Origin of the sequence: Arcicella lustrica, assembly GCF_034930985.1 — a bacterium.
Lineage (GTDB): Bacteria > Bacteroidota > Bacteroidia > Cytophagales > Spirosomataceae > Arcicella > Arcicella lustrica.
Genome location: NZ_JAYGIM010000001.1, coordinates 147,569 through 165,154, shown reverse-complemented (window position 1 = coordinate 165,154; position 17,586 = coordinate 147,569). Strand labels below are relative to the sequence as shown.

Annotated in this window: 11 protein-coding genes; 6 read left to right on the top strand and 5 right to left on the bottom strand. The window is 34.9% G+C overall.

What is annotated here, in order from left to right; all coding sequences use genetic code 11:
* The first annotated feature begins 69 nt into the window (after positions 1-69).
* Positions 70-903, top strand: coding sequence for a universal stress protein (locus tag VB798_RS00730; RefSeq protein WP_323254919.1), 834 nt, complete (start codon positions 70-72; stop codon positions 901-903).
* A 62-nt stretch (positions 904-965) separates the two neighbouring features.
* Here the strand turns inward: VB798_RS00730 and VB798_RS00725 are convergent, their stop codons facing one another.
* Positions 966-5,096 carry a hybrid sensor histidine kinase/response regulator gene (locus VB798_RS00725; RefSeq protein WP_323254917.1) on the bottom strand — a complete coding sequence of 1,377 codons (4,131 nt, stop codon included), beginning with the start codon at positions 5,094-5,096 and terminating at the stop codon, positions 966-968.
* 419 nt (positions 5,097-5,515) lie between these two features.
* Positions 5,516-7,402, bottom strand: coding sequence for a beta-N-acetylhexosaminidase (locus tag VB798_RS00720; RefSeq protein ID WP_323254915.1), 1,887 nt, complete (start codon positions 7,400-7,402; stop codon positions 5,516-5,518).
* A 213-nt stretch (positions 7,403-7,615) separates the two neighbouring features.
* On the opposite strand from VB798_RS00720, the gene VB798_RS00715 reads away from it, so the two are divergent.
* Positions 7,616-10,045 (top strand): alpha-L-rhamnosidase-related protein, encoded by a 2,430-nt coding sequence (locus VB798_RS00715; RefSeq protein WP_323254913.1) that lies wholly within the window; start codon positions 7,616-7,618, stop codon positions 10,043-10,045.
* A 52-nt stretch (positions 10,046-10,097) separates the two neighbouring features.
* Here VB798_RS00715 and VB798_RS00710 read toward each other — a convergent pair whose 3' ends face one another.
* Positions 10,098-10,736: a nitroreductase family protein gene (locus VB798_RS00710; RefSeq protein WP_323254911.1), complete on the bottom strand. Its 639-nt coding sequence runs from the start codon at positions 10,734-10,736 to the stop codon at positions 10,098-10,100.
* 135 nt (positions 10,737-10,871) lie between these two features.
* The gene (locus VB798_RS00705; RefSeq protein ID WP_323254909.1) at positions 10,872-11,567 is read right to left on the bottom strand and encodes an XRE family transcriptional regulator; all 696 of its coding nucleotides are present in this window, start codon (positions 11,565-11,567) and stop codon (positions 10,872-10,874) included.
* Between the two features lie 263 nt (positions 11,568-11,830).
* On the opposite strand from VB798_RS00705, the gene VB798_RS00700 reads away from it, so the two are divergent.
* Together VB798_RS00700 and VB798_RS00695 are read left to right on the top strand one after the other, a co-directional pair.
* Positions 11,831-12,004: a hypothetical protein gene (locus VB798_RS00700; protein WP_184132796.1), complete on the top strand. Its 174-nt coding sequence runs from the start codon at positions 11,831-11,833 to the stop codon at positions 12,002-12,004.
* Between the two features lie 110 nt (positions 12,005-12,114).
* On the top strand, positions 12,115-13,002 hold the full coding sequence (locus tag VB798_RS00695) for a glycerophosphodiester phosphodiesterase family protein (RefSeq protein WP_323254906.1): 888 nt from the start codon (positions 12,115-12,117) through the stop codon (positions 13,000-13,002).
* A 72-nt stretch (positions 13,003-13,074) separates the two neighbouring features.
* Here VB798_RS00695 and VB798_RS00690 read toward each other — a convergent pair whose 3' ends face one another.
* Complete coding sequence (locus VB798_RS00690; protein ID WP_323254904.1) at positions 13,075-13,581, bottom strand: hypothetical protein; 507 nt, start codon at positions 13,579-13,581, stop codon at positions 13,075-13,077.
* A gap of 123 nt (positions 13,582-13,704) precedes the next feature.
* Here VB798_RS00690 and VB798_RS00685 point away from each other — a divergent pair, with 123 nt between their 5' ends.
* Both VB798_RS00685 and VB798_RS00680 read left to right on the top strand, forming a co-directional pair.
* Positions 13,705-16,050 carry a M1 family metallopeptidase gene (locus VB798_RS00685; protein WP_323254902.1) on the top strand — a complete coding sequence of 782 codons (2,346 nt, stop codon included), beginning with the start codon at positions 13,705-13,707 and terminating at the stop codon, positions 16,048-16,050.
* A gap of 344 nt (positions 16,051-16,394) precedes the next feature.
* Positions 16,395-17,576, top strand: coding sequence for an aminotransferase class I/II-fold pyridoxal phosphate-dependent enzyme (locus VB798_RS00680; RefSeq protein ID WP_323254900.1), 1,182 nt, complete (start codon positions 16,395-16,397; stop codon positions 17,574-17,576).
* Positions 17,577-17,586 lie beyond the last annotated feature (10 nt).

Below are 17,586 nucleotides of genomic sequence, written 5' to 3'. Positions count from 1 at the left end.
TGAGAGTACAGTCATAATTTTCTAGTCATAAATCAAGGAACTTTCGGACATAATTTAAATTTCAATTTTATGAAAACGATCCTTTTCCCTACTGATTTTAGTGATAATGCAAAACATGCTGCACAATATGCAGGAATGTTGGCAAGGTTATTTAATGCAAAAATAGTTTTATTAAATGTATATAGCATTCCTACCATTTCTGAATATCAACTACCGTCTGAAATTGAAGATTTTATCGTTAGAAACAGAAAAGAGGCTGAACAAAATCTTCAGCATTTTACAGTACATTTTATTGAAAAAACAGGTTTAGCTTCAGAAAGAGTCACACAGAGAGTTGAGTATGGATTGGCTACAGATAAAATTGTAAGTATTGCCAATCAGATTAAGGCTGATTTGATTGTGATGGGAACCCAAGGCGCAAGCAATATTTTTGAACGTTGGCTGGGTACTCATACGCAAGAAGTAATGAAAAAAGCTAATTGCCCAGTGTGGGTTGTACCAGCAGGCTCGCCGATAAATTATCCACAAAATTTATTATACGCTGCCGATTTTCAAGGTGACGAAGTAGCAGCGATTGAAAAGCTTTTAGCCATCACCAAACCACTAGGAATAAAATGTAAAGTAATACACGTACATGATTATTTTGAACCCAATATTGGCCACGCTATTCAAGAAATGACAAGTTTATTGGAAGATAAATTTGAAAAAGCAGATTTAGCTGTAAAGTGTATCAATCGTGCTGAAATTATAGAAGGCTTAGAAACTTACATCAAAAATCATCAGCCTGATGTAATTGTTTTAGCAACTCATGAAAAATCTTTATTAGACAAATTTTTCAATGATAGTGTTACCAAGCATTTTGTGCAAGAAGGGAAATTACCACTTTTAGTTTTCAAAAAATAGTAAAAACCAAAAGCGCTATTCTATGATTCATTCATAAAATAGCGCTTATTTTTTGTGCCTTTTTATACTTCTTGCGTATTATTCTCTTTAATTTTCCCAGCCCATTTCTCTAATAATTTCACAAAAGCTTCTAGTTGGAATGGCTTTCCTAAGTAATCATCCATACCAGCTTCATCACATTCTTCCTGACAATCGTTCATCATATTGGCAGTCATTGCTACGATAATTGGTTGCTTGATTTCAGTATTTTGTCTAATTTTCGTTGAAGCTTCCAAACCGTCCATTACAGGCATTTGCAAATCCATCAAAACAATATCATAATGTTTTTTATTGAATGCTTCTAATGCCACAAGTCCGTTTTCTGCTAAATCGGCTTCATAACCCAATTTGCTCAGTACTTTTAGCGTAAATTTTTGGTTCATCGGATTATCCTCTGCTACCAAAATAGATACGGGGAATCGTTCTGCAAAATCATTCGCTAATTTTTGAACGACAGGCGGGATATTTGTTTTATCTGTCAAAGCTTTATCTTCATTTATCATTAAACTTGTAAGTACATTTTTATACAAAATATGTTGCTTAACAGGCTTAGTTAGAACTGAACAAAATAAATCTGGATACCCTTTATGTTGATCATCTGCAATAGAACTCAGCAACATAATTGGCAGTTTCTGCTGAATAGATTTAATTCTCAAAGCTAGTTGAATACCATCCATTTCAGGCATTTGCATATCAGTAATAACCATACTTAATTCTTTCTCGTTAGCTAGAATCTCTAATGCTTCTTGTCCAGACGAAGCAATCAACGGAATCATTTTCCATTGTTCTAATTGCGCTTTCAAAATACTTCTATTAGTTGAATTATCATCAACAACAAGTACTTTTTTCGTTTGTAAAAATTCAGCTTTTGGCAAAATAGGATTTACAATTTCTGGAGCTGAACTTCTTGCTACTTGCATCGAGAAGGTAAAAGTAGTACCCTGCCCAAACTCGCTTTCCACACTTAGTTCTCCTCCCATTAAATTAACAAGTTTTTCGCTAATAACTAAACCCAATCCAGTACCACCATATCGGCGAGTAGTTGATGAATCCACTTGCGAGAAAGCTTTAAACAATCGGTCAAGTTTATCAGCTGGAATACCAATACCAGTATCAATTACCTGAAAACCAATTTGTAATGGACTACCCACTTCATTTTTCACCATGAATACTCTGATGAAAATTTCTCCTTTTTCAGTAAATTTAATGGCATTGCCTACTAAATTCAACAATACTTGTCTTAATCTTAAACTATCACCAACTACTTGAGCAGGAACATCAGCTTCAATCTGACACAACAAATCTAATTTTAAAGAAGCTGCTTTTACAGCAAATACGTCTAAAATTTCTTCAATACATACTCTCAAGTTAAAATCCTTAGCTTCCAACTCCATTTTGCCTGATTCAATTTTAGAAAAGTCAAGAATATCGTTAATAACCGTCAATAAATCGTCACCACAGGCATGAATTGTTTTTGAATAATTACGTTGTTCTTCATCAAGTTGGGTTTCTTCCAATAATGATGCTACTCCAATAATTCCATTCAAAGGAGTACGAATTTCGTGGCTCATGGTTGCCAAGAAAATACTTTTTGCTTTATTGGCTTGTTCAGCTTCTTTTCTAGCTTTTCTTTCATCTGCAGTTGACTGCATCAATTGAGCTGTTCTTAATTTTACTTCTTTTTCAAGCTGTACTTTCTTAACATTTATTAAACCGATTCTATAACGATAAAAGGCAAATGCACCACCAACAACAAGTAAAACAGCTAAAAACCTGAACCAGAGTGTCATCCAAAAAGGTGGCGTGATTATTAAATTGATAGCGATTCCGTCTTCATTCCAAAGCCCATCATTATTAGATGCTTTTACTCTGAAAACATAATTACCTGGATCTAAATTGGTATAGGTTGCTCCACGTTTATTGCCAATATAGCTCCAGTCTTTATCAAATCCGTCTAATTTGTAGGCATATTGGTTTTTTTCTGATAAAGTATAATTTAAGGCTGCAAATTCAAATGAAAATACTGATTGTTTCATATCAAGAACAATCGTTTTCGTTTCGTTGATATGTACCGAAAGCGGAGATTTATTCCCAATTTCTACAGCTTTATTAAAAATATAGAAATTAGTAATGTAAATCGGCGGAACAAATGGATTATCAATTACTTTTCGAGGGTCAAAAACATTAAAACCATTTGGGCCACCAAAGTAAATTTTACCATCAGAAGTTTTTAAATATGAATGCGTTTTAAATTCATTTCCTTGTAAACCATCTGAAATATCATAATTTTTAAAAGTCTTATTTTGGAAATTAAATCTCGAAATTCCTTTGTTTGTACTAATCCAGAAAAAACCATCATTGTCTTTCAAAATTCCATTAATGGCATCATTCGGAAGACCATCTTTCTCTGAAATTTTTGTAAAGGTATTTGTATGAGGGTCAAAAATATTTAATCCACTTCCTGTACCAATCCATAATTTTCCATTCTCAAATTCGGTTATCTCATTCACTAAATTATTACACAAACTATTTGGTTGCCTAGGGTTGTGTTTATAATGAATAAATTGTTTTGTCTGGATGTCAAATTTATCTAAACCATTATCCGTACCAATCCAAATATTGCCTTGTGGGTCTTCCCAAAGTGTACTAACCACATTATCACAAAGCGTTGAATTATCTTTAGGATTGTTAATATAACGAGTAAACTTTTTGGTTTGTCTATCAAAATAATTTAATCCTCCACGCCAAGTACCAATCCACAGATTCCCTTTTTTATCTTTAATAATGATATTTACACTTTTTGATGACAAAGTATTTGGGTCGTCATCGACAGGAACATGATGAGTAAACACACCCGTTTTGGTATTAAATAAGTCAACACCACCTCTGTGATAGCCCAACGCAAGTAGATTTTTTTCTACTTCTAATACTGTAATTATATAATCTGTGCTTGGTGAATTTGAATTATTATTCTGATGTTTAAAGGCAGTAAATTGTTTTGTTCTTGGATTGAATTTATTAAGCCCACCACCATCTGTGCCAATCCAAACGTTGCCTTCATAGTCTTTCTCTAAAGCCAAAACAATATTATTATTCAAACTATTCTGCCCTATTGTATGCTTGAAGAGAGGAAATTTGCTTCCTGATTTTGGCAAGTAGTTAACTCCTCCAGAGTATGTTCCTATCCAAATATTGCCAATATTGTCTCGGTATAAACTATAAACAGAATTATTGCTGAGGCTTGTATTATCATTAGCATCATTTTCGATGGTTGTAAATGTATTCTTTTTTCTGTCATAAACACTAATTCCTCCGTTTTCAGTACCTATCCAAAGATTTTTTTCTTCATCTTCCATGAAAGACAAAATATCATCCAACGCTAAACTGTTAGGATTCTTCGGGTTGTGCTTGTAAGAAGTAAATGTATTATTTGTTGCATCAAATTTAGCAATACCACCGCCTACAGTACCAACCCAAATATTATTTTCAAAATCATTATAAACGGCTTTTATAAAACTTGAAGGAACACTTTTAGAGTTTTTAGGGTCATTAAAATATCTTGTAAAACGCTTTGTTTCAGGATTAAACCTATTCAATCCATCTTGCGTGGCAATCCAAATTTCATGGTTTTTATCTTCACAGATATTAAAGATAAAATCATTACTCAAGCTATTTTGATTATTGTCTTCGTGTTTGAAAGTGATGTACTTTCCAGTAGTCACATTAAAAAGTATAAGCCCAAAATTTGTACCTAGCCACAATCTCTTTTTACTATCTTGAAAAATATCTCTAACAATTAATCTTTTATCAATTTTAATTGAATGCGTAAAAATTTCTTTTTCACGGTCAAATTTATCTAAACCAATACCCGTAGCTACCCAAATGTTTTTATCAGCATCTTCCAATACATCATATATAAGGTTGTCGCTTATTGTTTTGTTGTTATCGGCAGAATGTTTGTAAATCGTAAAATTATAAGCATCAAATTTATTGAGTCCTTCTCCAGTAGCAAACCACATAAAACCTTTACTATCTTTCATAATAGCTCTTACATGGCTCTGCGAAAGCCCTTCAGTATTAGAAAGTCTTTTAAAATGCGGAGATTTATATGTTTGCGCAGAGATACTTAGCCCAAACAGTAAGATAAAAAACATTGATATGAAAGCCCTTGATAACATCATATTTTAAATTCTTAAGTAGTTAGTCAAACTTTTCTTTTCTGCGATAAGAATGTTCTTGAATCATTTCAAAAGACATTCTCTGCGAGTAAAAATCAGTATTATAACACCTATCACAATAATCGGGCTAAAAATACTGGGCTTGAAAAAAAATATGCCATTTTATCCTAAAGCCGATAATCATCGACTAAGAAACAAATCTTTTTTTTCACTTGACATCATCGGTGTTACGCTGTTTAAAATAAGGTATAATTTGTACAAACGAATAAAATACCACTATTCTGCAAAAAATAATGTTCCATTATTCAAGTTATGTTATTTTTTTGGAAAAATAACCATTCTTGACTAATGAAACATTAATTTAATTTTAACCTTAAAAAAAAATGAAAAAATTATTACTTAGTAGCTCTTTTTTCTAATTCTGCTCTTTTCAAAGTAATTAAATGGCCAATTGGTTTGCCTTTACGATAAGTAATTACTCTTAAAGTAATAGGACCTTCTGGAAGCTCAACAGTTTTGCTATATTTTGGTGAAAAGCTATCTGGCATCGTATCGTCGATGGTGAAATAAATATCCAAATCTGATAGTTCTGAACCTAATTCCAAGCTCAATTTATTGTTCTTCAAAGTCGTTTTTACAATTGCATCATACACTGCACGAGAGTAATTTACTTGGGCAAGCTCTGCTCTATCAAAATGTGCTTCCATCCGTTTTGAGAAGTTTTCCCAATTTTTGGATACTTTGGGCGACCAATAAACATCTGCTAAAGCCCAAGCTCTTGGATAAGTCATATATTCTGCATAACGTAAATTAGGGATTTGTTCCGTCCATAAATTCCCTTGTCCACCTAAAATGTACTTTGCATCAACTCCATCTGGTACTGGTTCAAAACTATAACTTTTACTTACTCTTAAACCAGCATAAATTGGCGGGTCGATGGTATTTTCTCCTTGGTTATAATCTAAATAGGCAAAAGTTGTTGGCGTCATCACAACGTCATGACCTAGTTTTGCGGCTTCAATACCGCCTTTTATGCCTCTCCAACTCATTATAGTCGCTTCTGGAGAAATTCCACCTTCCAGAATTTCATCCCAACCTAACAACTTTTTACCTTTTGTTTTCAAGATTTTCTCTAAACGATTCATAAAGTAACCTTGCAAATCCTCGACGTGGCGAATATTTAGTTTCTTCATCAAAGCTTGGCAACCTTCATCTGCTGCCCAAAAACCTTTGTAACATTCATCGCCGCCCACGTGAATATATTTGTTAGGGAAAAGTTCGGCTACTTCTGTAAATACTTTATCCAAAAATTCATATACTTTTTCATCTGAAGGATTCAAAGTGTTTTCATACAAAACCTTGAAAGTACCGTTGCCATACCAATCAGCAATCGAAGCCCCAGGATTTACAAAAGTTTTTGGATTTTTATTACAACTCAACTCTGGATAAGCCGCAATCGCCGCCATGCTATGTCCTGGCACATCAATTTCTGGAACTATCGTCACATTACGTTCTTGGGCATAACGTACTACTTCTTTAATATCTTCATGCGTATAAAAACCGCCTTCGGTGGCTACTTCACCTTCTTTCGGAATGGCACGGTCGCCGAAATGTCCTGAACGTGCTACTCTATAAGCACCAACTTTAGTCAACTTGGGTAAAGATTTGATTTCTATTCTCCAACCTTCATCATCTGTTAAATGCCAGTGAAAAGTATTGAATTTCATGCGAGCCAATTGGTCGATGTACTTTTTAACGTCTTCTTTTGAAAAGAAATTACGACTCACATCAAACATTACGCCACGCCAAGCGAATCTTGGATAATCCGTTACTTTCACCGAAGGAATCGTCCAAGTCGTTTTAGCCAATTCTTTGCCTTCAATTTCTTTTGGTAAAAGTTGAACCAATGTTTGAATTCCATAAAATAAACCCGCCGAAGTATTCGCAGAAATCACAACCCCTTTTGTATTCGATTCAAAAGTATAACCTTCTTTTCCAATTTTTTCGTTAGGAACATCATTGATATTTAATTGAATTGCTCCATTTTTTCCTTCTTGTACTTTTAAAGAAAACCCCGTTGGAGTACTGATTTTTTGTATCAACATTTCAGCGACTGAACGTCCTTCTGCTTTATTGTAAGAAATAATTGTAGCTTTATTGAGCGTAAACAAACCAGCAAATTGCTCTATTTCAACGGGTTGAGGAATAATATTCAAAGTACTTTTTTGAGATTTGCCTGAAAAACTCGCCAAGAGTAGTACAAGAAACAATGTTTTTTTCATTTGATATTTTAGTTTTTTGATTGGACAAAGGTTTTGTTGAACACAATAATACCATTTTAAAATGAATCATTATAAGTGATGGTATTTTCCATGTATTTTTTCCCTTATTTTGTCCACAAATTTTCTATTATTTACACTAAAAAATACCCTGAATTATCTGTCATTCAAGGCTAAATAATAGTTTTTAAAATCCATTTTTATAAAAAACAATCTATGAAATCTTTCAAAAAACCATTGCAGACGCTTGGTTATGCCTTTTTAGGAATTTTTTTGAGCGACTGTACTCAAAAAACTGTTTCCAATCTAAGTTTAGAAAAATCTCTTTCAAACGTTGAAAGTATCAAAGGAAGAAAAGAGTATTTGAATTCTCCTTACGTGACGGCGGGTGGCAGACTTTATGTTATTGGACATCAAAACGGACAATTTCCAGATTTAGGTTGGCACGTTACGGGCGAAATGGGCGGCATTTGGAATCATCCGATAAAATTAATGGATGGTTTTACTGGTACAATTTCCGAGAATGGACAATCTGTTTGTTTGTCGCAAGCCGATGAGTTTGTGAATTTCCCTTTTGCGAACAAACTTACTTATCAATCACCAATGAAAGGTTTGTCGGTCGAACGTTTCCAGTTCGTGCCAGACGGACAAGAAGCTGCCGTTATTGAATATACTTTTCATAATACCGAAGCAATCAGTAAAACTTTCACTTTTACTTTTGAAGGCTACACAGATTTACGTCCGACTTGGTTAGGAGAAAGAACCAACATGATTGATGGAAAAGACGAAGCCACTTGGGACGAAAGTACCAAAACTTGGGTCGCTAAAGATGCCCTTAACGATTGGTTTGTAATGTTTGGAGGAACGAATGCTGAAAAAGTAAATTCAAACGAAAAAGCTAATTGCGATTATACTCCACAAGGAAAAGGCTGTCGAGCAGCATTAAAATTTACTTTTACCATTCCCGCAAACAGTTCCAAAACATTACCTATCACGATTGCAGGTTCGTATCAATCATCTCAAAAAATGAAAGATACTTATCGTTTTGTGCAAGCCAATGCCAGTAAATTATTGGCAGAAAAACAGACACGTTATGAAAGTATTGAACAAAAAACTCGTCTGACGATTCCCGATAAAAAACTTGAACAGGCTTTTCGTTGGGTGAAGTACGATACCGATTGGTTAATTCGTGATGTACCCGAAATTGGTCGTGGAATTTCGGCAGGTTTGCCCGATTATCCGTGGTGGTTTGGTGTGGATAGCGAGTACGCTTTGCAAGGTTTAATCGCCACAGGTAGAAAAGACATTGTGTATAGTTCGATAGATTTGATTCATCGGCTTTCTACAAAAACCAGTGGAAATGGAAAAATTCTGCATGAGGTTTCGACCAATGGAGCCATTTTTAATGATGGGAACGTCAATGAAACGCCACAATTTGCTTCGCTGATTTATAAAGTATATCAATGGACAGGCGAAAAAGAATTTTTAGCCAAATACTTCCAAACGATAAAAAAAGGTTTGAATTGGTTGATGACCCAAAATGATGCGAATGGAAATTTATTTCCTGACGGTTTTGGAATGATGGAAATTCATGGCATGAATTCAGAAATGATTGACGTGGCAGTTTATTCTCAAAAAGCTTTTGCCGATGCCGCTGAAATGGCAAAAGTAATGGGCGAAAATACTTTGGCGAAAGACTACGCAGAAAAAGCCTTGTTGATTCGTCAGAAAATTAATAAAGATTTTTGGGTGGCGGATGCCAATTCCTTTGCCGACTTTATCGGAACAAAAGAACAAGCCCTACATTTGGTGGACGATGCCATCATCAGAGCCGATACTTTAAAGAAACCTTGGGCAGTAGAAGAATTGAAGGCAACCAAAAATAAAATTGAAGCCTTACCTGCGGGAACTTCACAAGGCTTTGTTTTGCATCATAATTGGGTGGTGAATACGCCTATGGAAATGGGTATTGCAGATGCCGACAAAGCGATTACCGTCTTGAATACAGCCAGTAAATTCGTAAGTCCGTTCGGTGTTTTTGTGACAGGAATCGACCGTGATGAAACTGCTGGGAAAGACGAAATGCCCACTTCGCTTAACCGTAAAATCTTTACTTATACAGGTGCAGTAATGACCTTGCCGACTGGAGTTTTGGCGATTTCAGAAAATAATTATGGTCGCCCAGATGCAGCTTTGGGCTATTTAAATCGTATGACAAAATCTTTCAGTTTTGCTTTGCCCGGTTCTATTTATGAAGTATCGCCAGATTATGGCATGGTAGCTCAGGCTTGGAATTTATACAGTTATGGTGTACCCATTGTACAGCAATTCTTTGGAATTCAACCCAATGCGGCAGAAAAAACCATTATCATTCAACCGCAAATGCCCAGTACTTGGGATAAAGCAAGTTTAGAAAAAGTCAGCGTTGGCGATAATGAAATTTCTATTCATTACGAAAAGTCAGGAAAATCTTTAAGCTTAAAAATCGAACAGAAAAATACTGATTGGAAAATTGTGATTGCTCTACCGAAAGGGAAATTTCAGCAATTCTTAGTGAATGGAGAAAAAGTAAAAACTACCAGTGATAGCAAGTTTGATTATGTTGAAAGCACCAACAAAAGTATTACGTTAAAGGTAGCAGAATAATTAAAAATCGCATTGTCTTTGAGCAATCAAGGACAATGCGATTTCAACAAAATTATAAATTAATATAAAAGTCTTCGGCACTTCTTCTTACTTTCTTCGCTGATGCCAAATGGTCTTTTTCAGCATCACGGTAGCCCAATGTTAGGAAAGAAACACTTCTCAAGCCCTTTTCTTTTAAGCCTAATAATTCATCTACTCCCGCTGGATTGAAACCTTCCATCGGTGTAGCATCAACACCTTCGTTTGCTGCGGCAATCAAACCAGTTCCTAAGGCAATATAAGCCTGACGAGCCGCCCAGTTATAATTATCTTCTTGGCTACGTTTTAATAAACCTTCAAGGCTTCCTCTAAAACCTGCTAAAGATTCAAGACTCACTCCTCTTTCTTCCGCAATTTGATTCAAATAAGCATCAATTTTTTCTTGGGTAACATTTTCCCAAGCCGCAAAAATCAATAAATGTGAAGATTCTACAATCTGAGGTTGATTGTAAGCTACTGGTTGAATTTTACTTTTCAATGCTGGATTATCAATCACTATCACACTGAAAGGTTGTAATCCTAATGATGAAGCCGACAAACGAATGGCTTCTAGGATATTGTTGATTTTATCTTGTGGAACAACTTCGCCAGTCATTCTTTTAGTAGCATAACGCCAGTTTAAAGTCTCAATTAGGTTCATAATATTTTTCATTTTTAAATATTAATGTATATACATTTAATGTAAATACATTTCAATCGAAAGATAAGTTCACTGACTAAGTGTTTTTTTAATAAAAAAAAGCAGACTCCTTGAAGTCTGCTTAGATTAATCGCTCTTTTATTTATTTTATAAAGGATATTTTGAAGAATAATATCCAACAAATTTCCAGAGTTCTTGAATATCATCTCCTAAAACTGGATAAGGTGCATAATGTTCATTGGTTGATTTCAGCACCAATACATTCATCTCAGCTAAATAATTAAATACTTTTTTAAGGACAATTCCTTCACTTCTAGTAACTACCACGCAAACCGTTCCATCTTTCACGGCTTTCCAATTTTCTACATATTCTGCAAAAACCAACGAACCTTCTCTTAAAGGCAACATAGAATCTCCTTGAATCGGAAAAACTCTATACTTTTTATCTTTCGCTAAAAAAGGCACATTAAAAACTGGCAAATTACTGATGTACTCCAAATCGCCATAACCATTTACATAACCAGCCACGGCTTTGATAGGCACATATTCTATATTGTCTTCATTATCAACGCTAACCGTAGTAGTTAAAATTCTTAGGCGTTCTTCTTGTTTGGGTTCAGGTCTTTTTACTGAAAGGTCTGTCTTTAGTAGTTCATCAGTACTTACATTAAAATATTCCGACAATTTAACTAAATCGGTGTAGCGAGGTTCAGCTCTTCCGCTTTCATAAGAACCCAAAGTTGACTTTTTAATCATTAATTCATCAGCCATTTTCTCCTGTGAAACCTTACCTTCAAGGCTTTTGCGTAAAAATTGTAGATTTTGACTAAAAAAAGTATCCATAAATTTGGTTTTTAATTTTCATTTTGAGTAAATTTATTCATCAAATCAAAACGAATATGTTTTGTAAAAATATAAAATTTAGTCAAATATTCAAAACGAATACTTTTTTTAATCGTAAAATGTTTATTTGACAAGTTTTCAGAAGAAATCTTAGCGAAAAGGAATTGAAGGGATATTTAGATTTCGTAGAATAATAAAAGATTTTAACAGTAATTATTTTAATCAATCCATAAACTTCTTGCAAAAGAAAAGATTCCAAGGTCATGAAAACTAAAACTAAACTTTTCACTTCTTACGATTTAATCAAAGCAATAGAAAGAGCAGCCAATTTTATTGATGCAGGCAATCATCAAGTTGTTTTAGACAAATCGGAAGTATTGCCCGACAAAAAAGGCTATAGAGTAACGATTAAATATCATTCCTTTGCTCGTAACTAATTTCTTCGATTGTGTTTTAATACAATCATAACTTGCATTTGAATAATCAAGATTTAAAGTAAATTACTTTTGTTTTCTTAAAACATCAATAATTTATCCTTTAACGACTGATGAAAAAATACGCTTTAATGATATGTTGTGTACTTGCTTACACACAAATGTTTGCTCAAGATTTCGACCTTGAAGGACATCGTGGTGCAAGAGGTTTAATGCCCGAAAATACCATTCCAGCTTTCAAAAAAGCTTTGGATTTGGGTGTTACTACTTTAGAAATGGACGTTTGTATTTCTAAAGATAAAAAGGTGGTGGTTTCGCACGAACCTTATATGAATGCTTTGTACGCTACCAAACCCAACGGTACGGAAGTAACAAAAGCAGAAGAAACAAGCTTGAATTTGTATCAAATGACTTACCGCCAAATCAAGCAATTTGATACTGGAAAACGTGGGAATGTCTTATTTCCTGAACAAGAAAAAGTAGCAACGCACAAACCTTTATTATCGGAAACGATTAAAGCCTGCGAAGCTTATATCAAAGAAAAAGGCTTGAAAGCCGTTCAATATAATATCGAAATAAAATCAGAAGAAAAAGAGTATGGAATTTCTCAACCTGAAACGGTTGAAGAGTTTTCTGATTTGGTTTATCGAGAAATCATTAAATACTTACCCGCCAACAGCGTCATTTTACAAAGTTTTGATTTTAATGTGTTAAAATTCTGGCACAAACAAATTGAAAGTAATCGATATAAAAACATTGCCCTTTCTGCCTTAGATGAAAAGACAAATCCAGAAAAAGCTTTTGAAGAATTAGGCTTTTTACCCAACTTTTACAGTCCATATTACAAAACACTCACCAAAGAACAAGTACAATTTTGCCATGATAAAAATATAAAAGTGGTGCCATGGACGGTCAACACTTTAGAAGACATGAAAAAAATAAAAGCGACTGGAGTTGACGGTTTAATTACCGATTATCCTAATCGTGCAAAAGATTTATAATTTAACTTCTGAACATACTTATAACAATAATAGCTCGGCATTCACCGAGCTATTATGTTTGTAAATTTGATATTAAGCTAATTGAAATGTTTCTTCTTGATTGAGCAAAACCTCCTTAGATTCTTTATTCATAAAAGATAAATCTATTTTTACATGTGGCAATAGCTCATCTTCTAGCAATCTAGCCCATTCGTTCATATAAAGAACAACATCATTGCGAACGTTGTGGTGTAATTCATAACGCTTTTCAACAGGAATTCTAGCTAAAACTTTTTTATCAGAGAGACGCTCCAAGTTTTGTAAATCCGTCGTAGTTAAACCATAATTCAATAAATCAGCGATGAGTAAATCCATAGGCAAACCACTTGTCGGGCAAAACTCTTCCACTTGTTCACGCCAGTCGCCACGTCCTTGCATAGCAAACTGATGAATTTCGGCTTTAGTCAATTGTGTAAGCTCTTGTGCTAAATTACCACAATTACAACTGCCCATGTGTCCCCACTGATAAGCTGCACCCTTCGCCAACTTCTCAGCTGTTCTACGAAGAGCATTGATTAATGCTGCATTTGCGTGTGCCATAAACAAAATTTTTAAAGTGATTGAAGCTAATTTTGATTGATAACTTAACGTCAAAGAGATTTGTTTCATTAAATTTAATTAAATTCGTACAGTAAATCTATTCACTTCAATCTAAAAATCAACATGAGAGGTAGCTTAAAGCTCATTACTGGTTTGTTGGTTGCTACTTGTTCACAAATAGCAATAGCTCAGCAAGCACCCACCACCAATCCTTACAATGGCAACAAACGTTTTGAACAGTTAGAAACAATTTTGCCGACTCCAAACACTTATCGTACTGCTTCGGGTAGCCCTGGAAAAGAATATTGGCAACAGCGTGCTGATTATGACATCAAAGCAGAATTGGATGATGTTGAACGCAAAATTACAGGTACTGAAACCATTACTTATTTCAACCAATCGCCTGATGAATTGCCTTATTTATGGTTACAATTAGACCAGAATTTATTTCAGAAAGATGCTATTGGTGCTACTTCTAAAACTGGCGGCATTTCAGGTCAAGCGTCTTTTCAGCAATTCAAAGATTTAACTGATACCAAACAGTACGGTTACAATATTTTATCGGTGAAAGATGCGAAAGGAAATCCTTTGAAGCATACAATTAACCATACCATGATGAGAATTGATTTACCAGCTCCTTTAAAATCAGGTGCTTCGGTTTCATTCTCAATCGACTGGAATTATTTAATTACTGAATATTACGGTCGTTCGGGTTATGAGTTCTTTTCTAAAGATGGTAATGTAAATTACTTTATTGCTCACTGGTTTCCACGCATGGCGGTTTACAACGACGTTTACGGCTGGCAACACAAACAGTTTTTAGGTCAAGGTGAATTTACCCTTACTTTCGGAAACTATAAAGTGGCTTTAACAGTACCAAATGACCACGTAGTAGGTGCTTCAGGTGAATTACAAAACCCATCACAAGTACTTTCTGCTGAACAATTAAAACGTTTGGAAAAAGCAAAAACTGCTACTCGTCCAGTGTTAATTGTTTCTCAAGAAGAAGCAGAAAAGGCTGAAAAAGGTAAACCAACAGGCAAGAAAACTTGGATTTTCAAAGCGGATAACGTTCGTGACTTTGCTTTTGCAAGTTCTCGTAAATTTATTTGGGATGCCATGCAAGTAGATGTTGAAGGCAAGAAAGTATGGGCGATGTCTTTATATCCAAAAGAAGGAAATCCACTTTGGGGACAATACTCTACGATGGTAGTGGCGCATACGCTTCGTTCGTATTCAAAACATACCGTAGCATATCCTTATCCAGTGGCTTATTCTTGTCATTCTACTTCGGGTGGCGGTATGGAGTATCCAATGATTTCATTCAATGGTGGTCGCCCAGAAGCTGATGGTACTTATTCTGAACAAGTAAAAGCTGGTATGATTGGCGTAATTATTCACGAAGTGGGTCATAACTTCTTCCCGATGATTATCAACTCCGACGAACGTCAATGGTCTTGGATGGACGAAGGTTTGAATACTTTCTGTCAATATTTAGCAGAACAAGAATGGGACAGAAATTTCCCTTCTCGTCGTGGCGAAGCTCAGTACATTGTTCCTTACATGAAAACTGACCCAACGCAACAAGTACCTATCATGACAAATTCAGAAAATATCATGTCTTTTGGACCAAATGCTTATGCAAAACCAGCAACTGCTTTGAATATTTTGCGTGAAACCGTAATGGGTCGTGAATTATTTGACCACGCTTTCAAAGAGTACGCTCGTCGTTGGGCATTCAAACAACCATATCCTGCGGATTTCTTCCGTACCATGGAAGATGCTTCTGGCGTTGACTTAGATTGGTTCTGGAAAGGTTGGTTCTACGGTGTTGAACCAGTAAACCAAACGCTTGAAACAGTAGAATGGTTTGGCATTGATAACGTTGACCCTTTGGCTAAAAATGAAGCTGCGAAAAAAGATGCAGAAGCAAAACGCCAAACAATGAGTAACATTCGTAACAAAACGGATATTCCTAAAACGGTGGTTGAAGAAAACCCTGACATGAGAGATTTCTATAATTCTTACGACCGTTATGCTACTTCTGAAGCTGACAAAAAGAAATTTGAACAAACAATGGCATCGCTTTCAGATGATGAAAAGAAATTGGTGAATTCAAACAAAAACTTCTATGTATTGAATGTTAAAAACAAAGGAGGTTTGCCAATGCCAGTAATCGTAAAAGCAAATTATGAAGATGGAACTGAAGAAGTATTCAGATACCCTGCTGAAATCTGGCGTTTGAACGACAAGGAAATTAAGAAAGTAATTCCTACCGATAAAAAAGTTGCGAAATGGACATTAGACCCATTCTTGGAAATTGCTGACATCGAAACGGAAGATAATATTTTCCCAAGAGAGCCAGAACAACCAAGTCGTTTCCAAGTATTCAAGGCACAACGTCAGCCACAGCCAAACCCAATGCAGCAACAACAAAAAGCTGGAGCGGTGCAAGGTGCGAAGAATTAATTTTAAGATTTTTTCTTAAAAAATTTCAAAACGTTTAAAATACTTGAAAGTTTGACTTGATTTACTTCAATACTTAAACAAGTAAAAAAATCAAAAAGCCATGATAAATTCAATTATCATGGCTTTTTTTGTGGTTATACTTTATTTTTTCGAAACCTTAGACAAAAAAGTTGCCCAGACGGAAACCATCTGGGCAATCTTAGTAAATAGTTCTACACCTATTAACTGCGAAGTTAGATAAAAAAGTGGTATGATGTCAAGTGTTTTCTTAAAAATTCTTAAAAAAATTTCAAAATTATATCAAACCTCAAAAGAATGAAGGCTTAAAGCTTTTGTAACTATCTTTGCAGAAACAAACAAATCGCTTAGTGAATACTTTAGCAACACGTATTGAAAGCATTCTTGAAGAAAGAAAAGCCCAATCTCTTTTTCGCTCACTTCGTACTACAGAAAATTTAATTGATTTTTGTTCGAATGATTATCTGGGTTTTGCCCAATCTGAAAAACTCAAAACTGCCATTCATCAACAAACGATGGATGGAAATTTTCCAACTGGTGCTACTGGTTCAAGGTTATTGGCGGGAAATACTGCATTTGTTGAAAATTTAGAAAATCAAATTGCCCATTTCCACAAAGCAGCAGCAGGATTAATTTTCAATTCAGGTTATGATGCTAATGTTGGCTTACTCTCGTCGATTCCACAAAAAAATGATGTATTGATTACCGACGAGCTGATTCACGCCAGCATGATTGACGGCGCAAGATTGAGCTACGCCACTCGTTATAAATTCAAACATAATGATGTTGAAGATTTAGCTAAAAAGTTGACGAAAATTGAAGAAGATAAATCAAGTAATCCTTCTTTAAAAAGCATTCAAGTATTTGTAGCCATTGAATCGGTTTATTCGATGGATGGCGACCTCGCTCCTCTTGTAGAAATCTGTAACCTTTGCTCTCAATTTAGTGCCAATTTGATTGTCGATGAAGCACATGCTACAGGGGTTTTCGGGAAACATGGCGAAGGCTTAGTCAATGAATTGAATTTGGAAGATAAAGTTTTTGCCAGAGTAATTACTTTTGGCAAAGCCTTGGGCTGTCACGGAGCAATTATTTTAGGAAGTAATTCTTTGAGAGATTATCTCATCAATTTTGCTAGGGCTTTTATTTATACCACTGCCGCACCAATTCATAGTCATATCAGTGTAAAATGCGCTTACGATTTGATGCAATCCAGTAGTTTTTCTAATCAAAATTTACATCATCTAATTCAATTCTTTCAAAAACAAGCAAGCTTAAATCCAGCGATTGATTTAATCGAAAGTACTTCTGCTATTCAATGTATTCTTATTCCTGGAAACGAAAACTGTAGAGCCGTGGCGAGGACTTTACAAGCAAAAGGCTTGGACATTCGTCCAATCGTTTCGCCAACTGTGCCAAAAGGCAAAGAACGTTTAAGAATCTGTCTGCATGATTTTAATACAGAAGCAGAAATTTTACAGATTTTCGAAGTATTGAACAAATTATAAATTGAAGTAT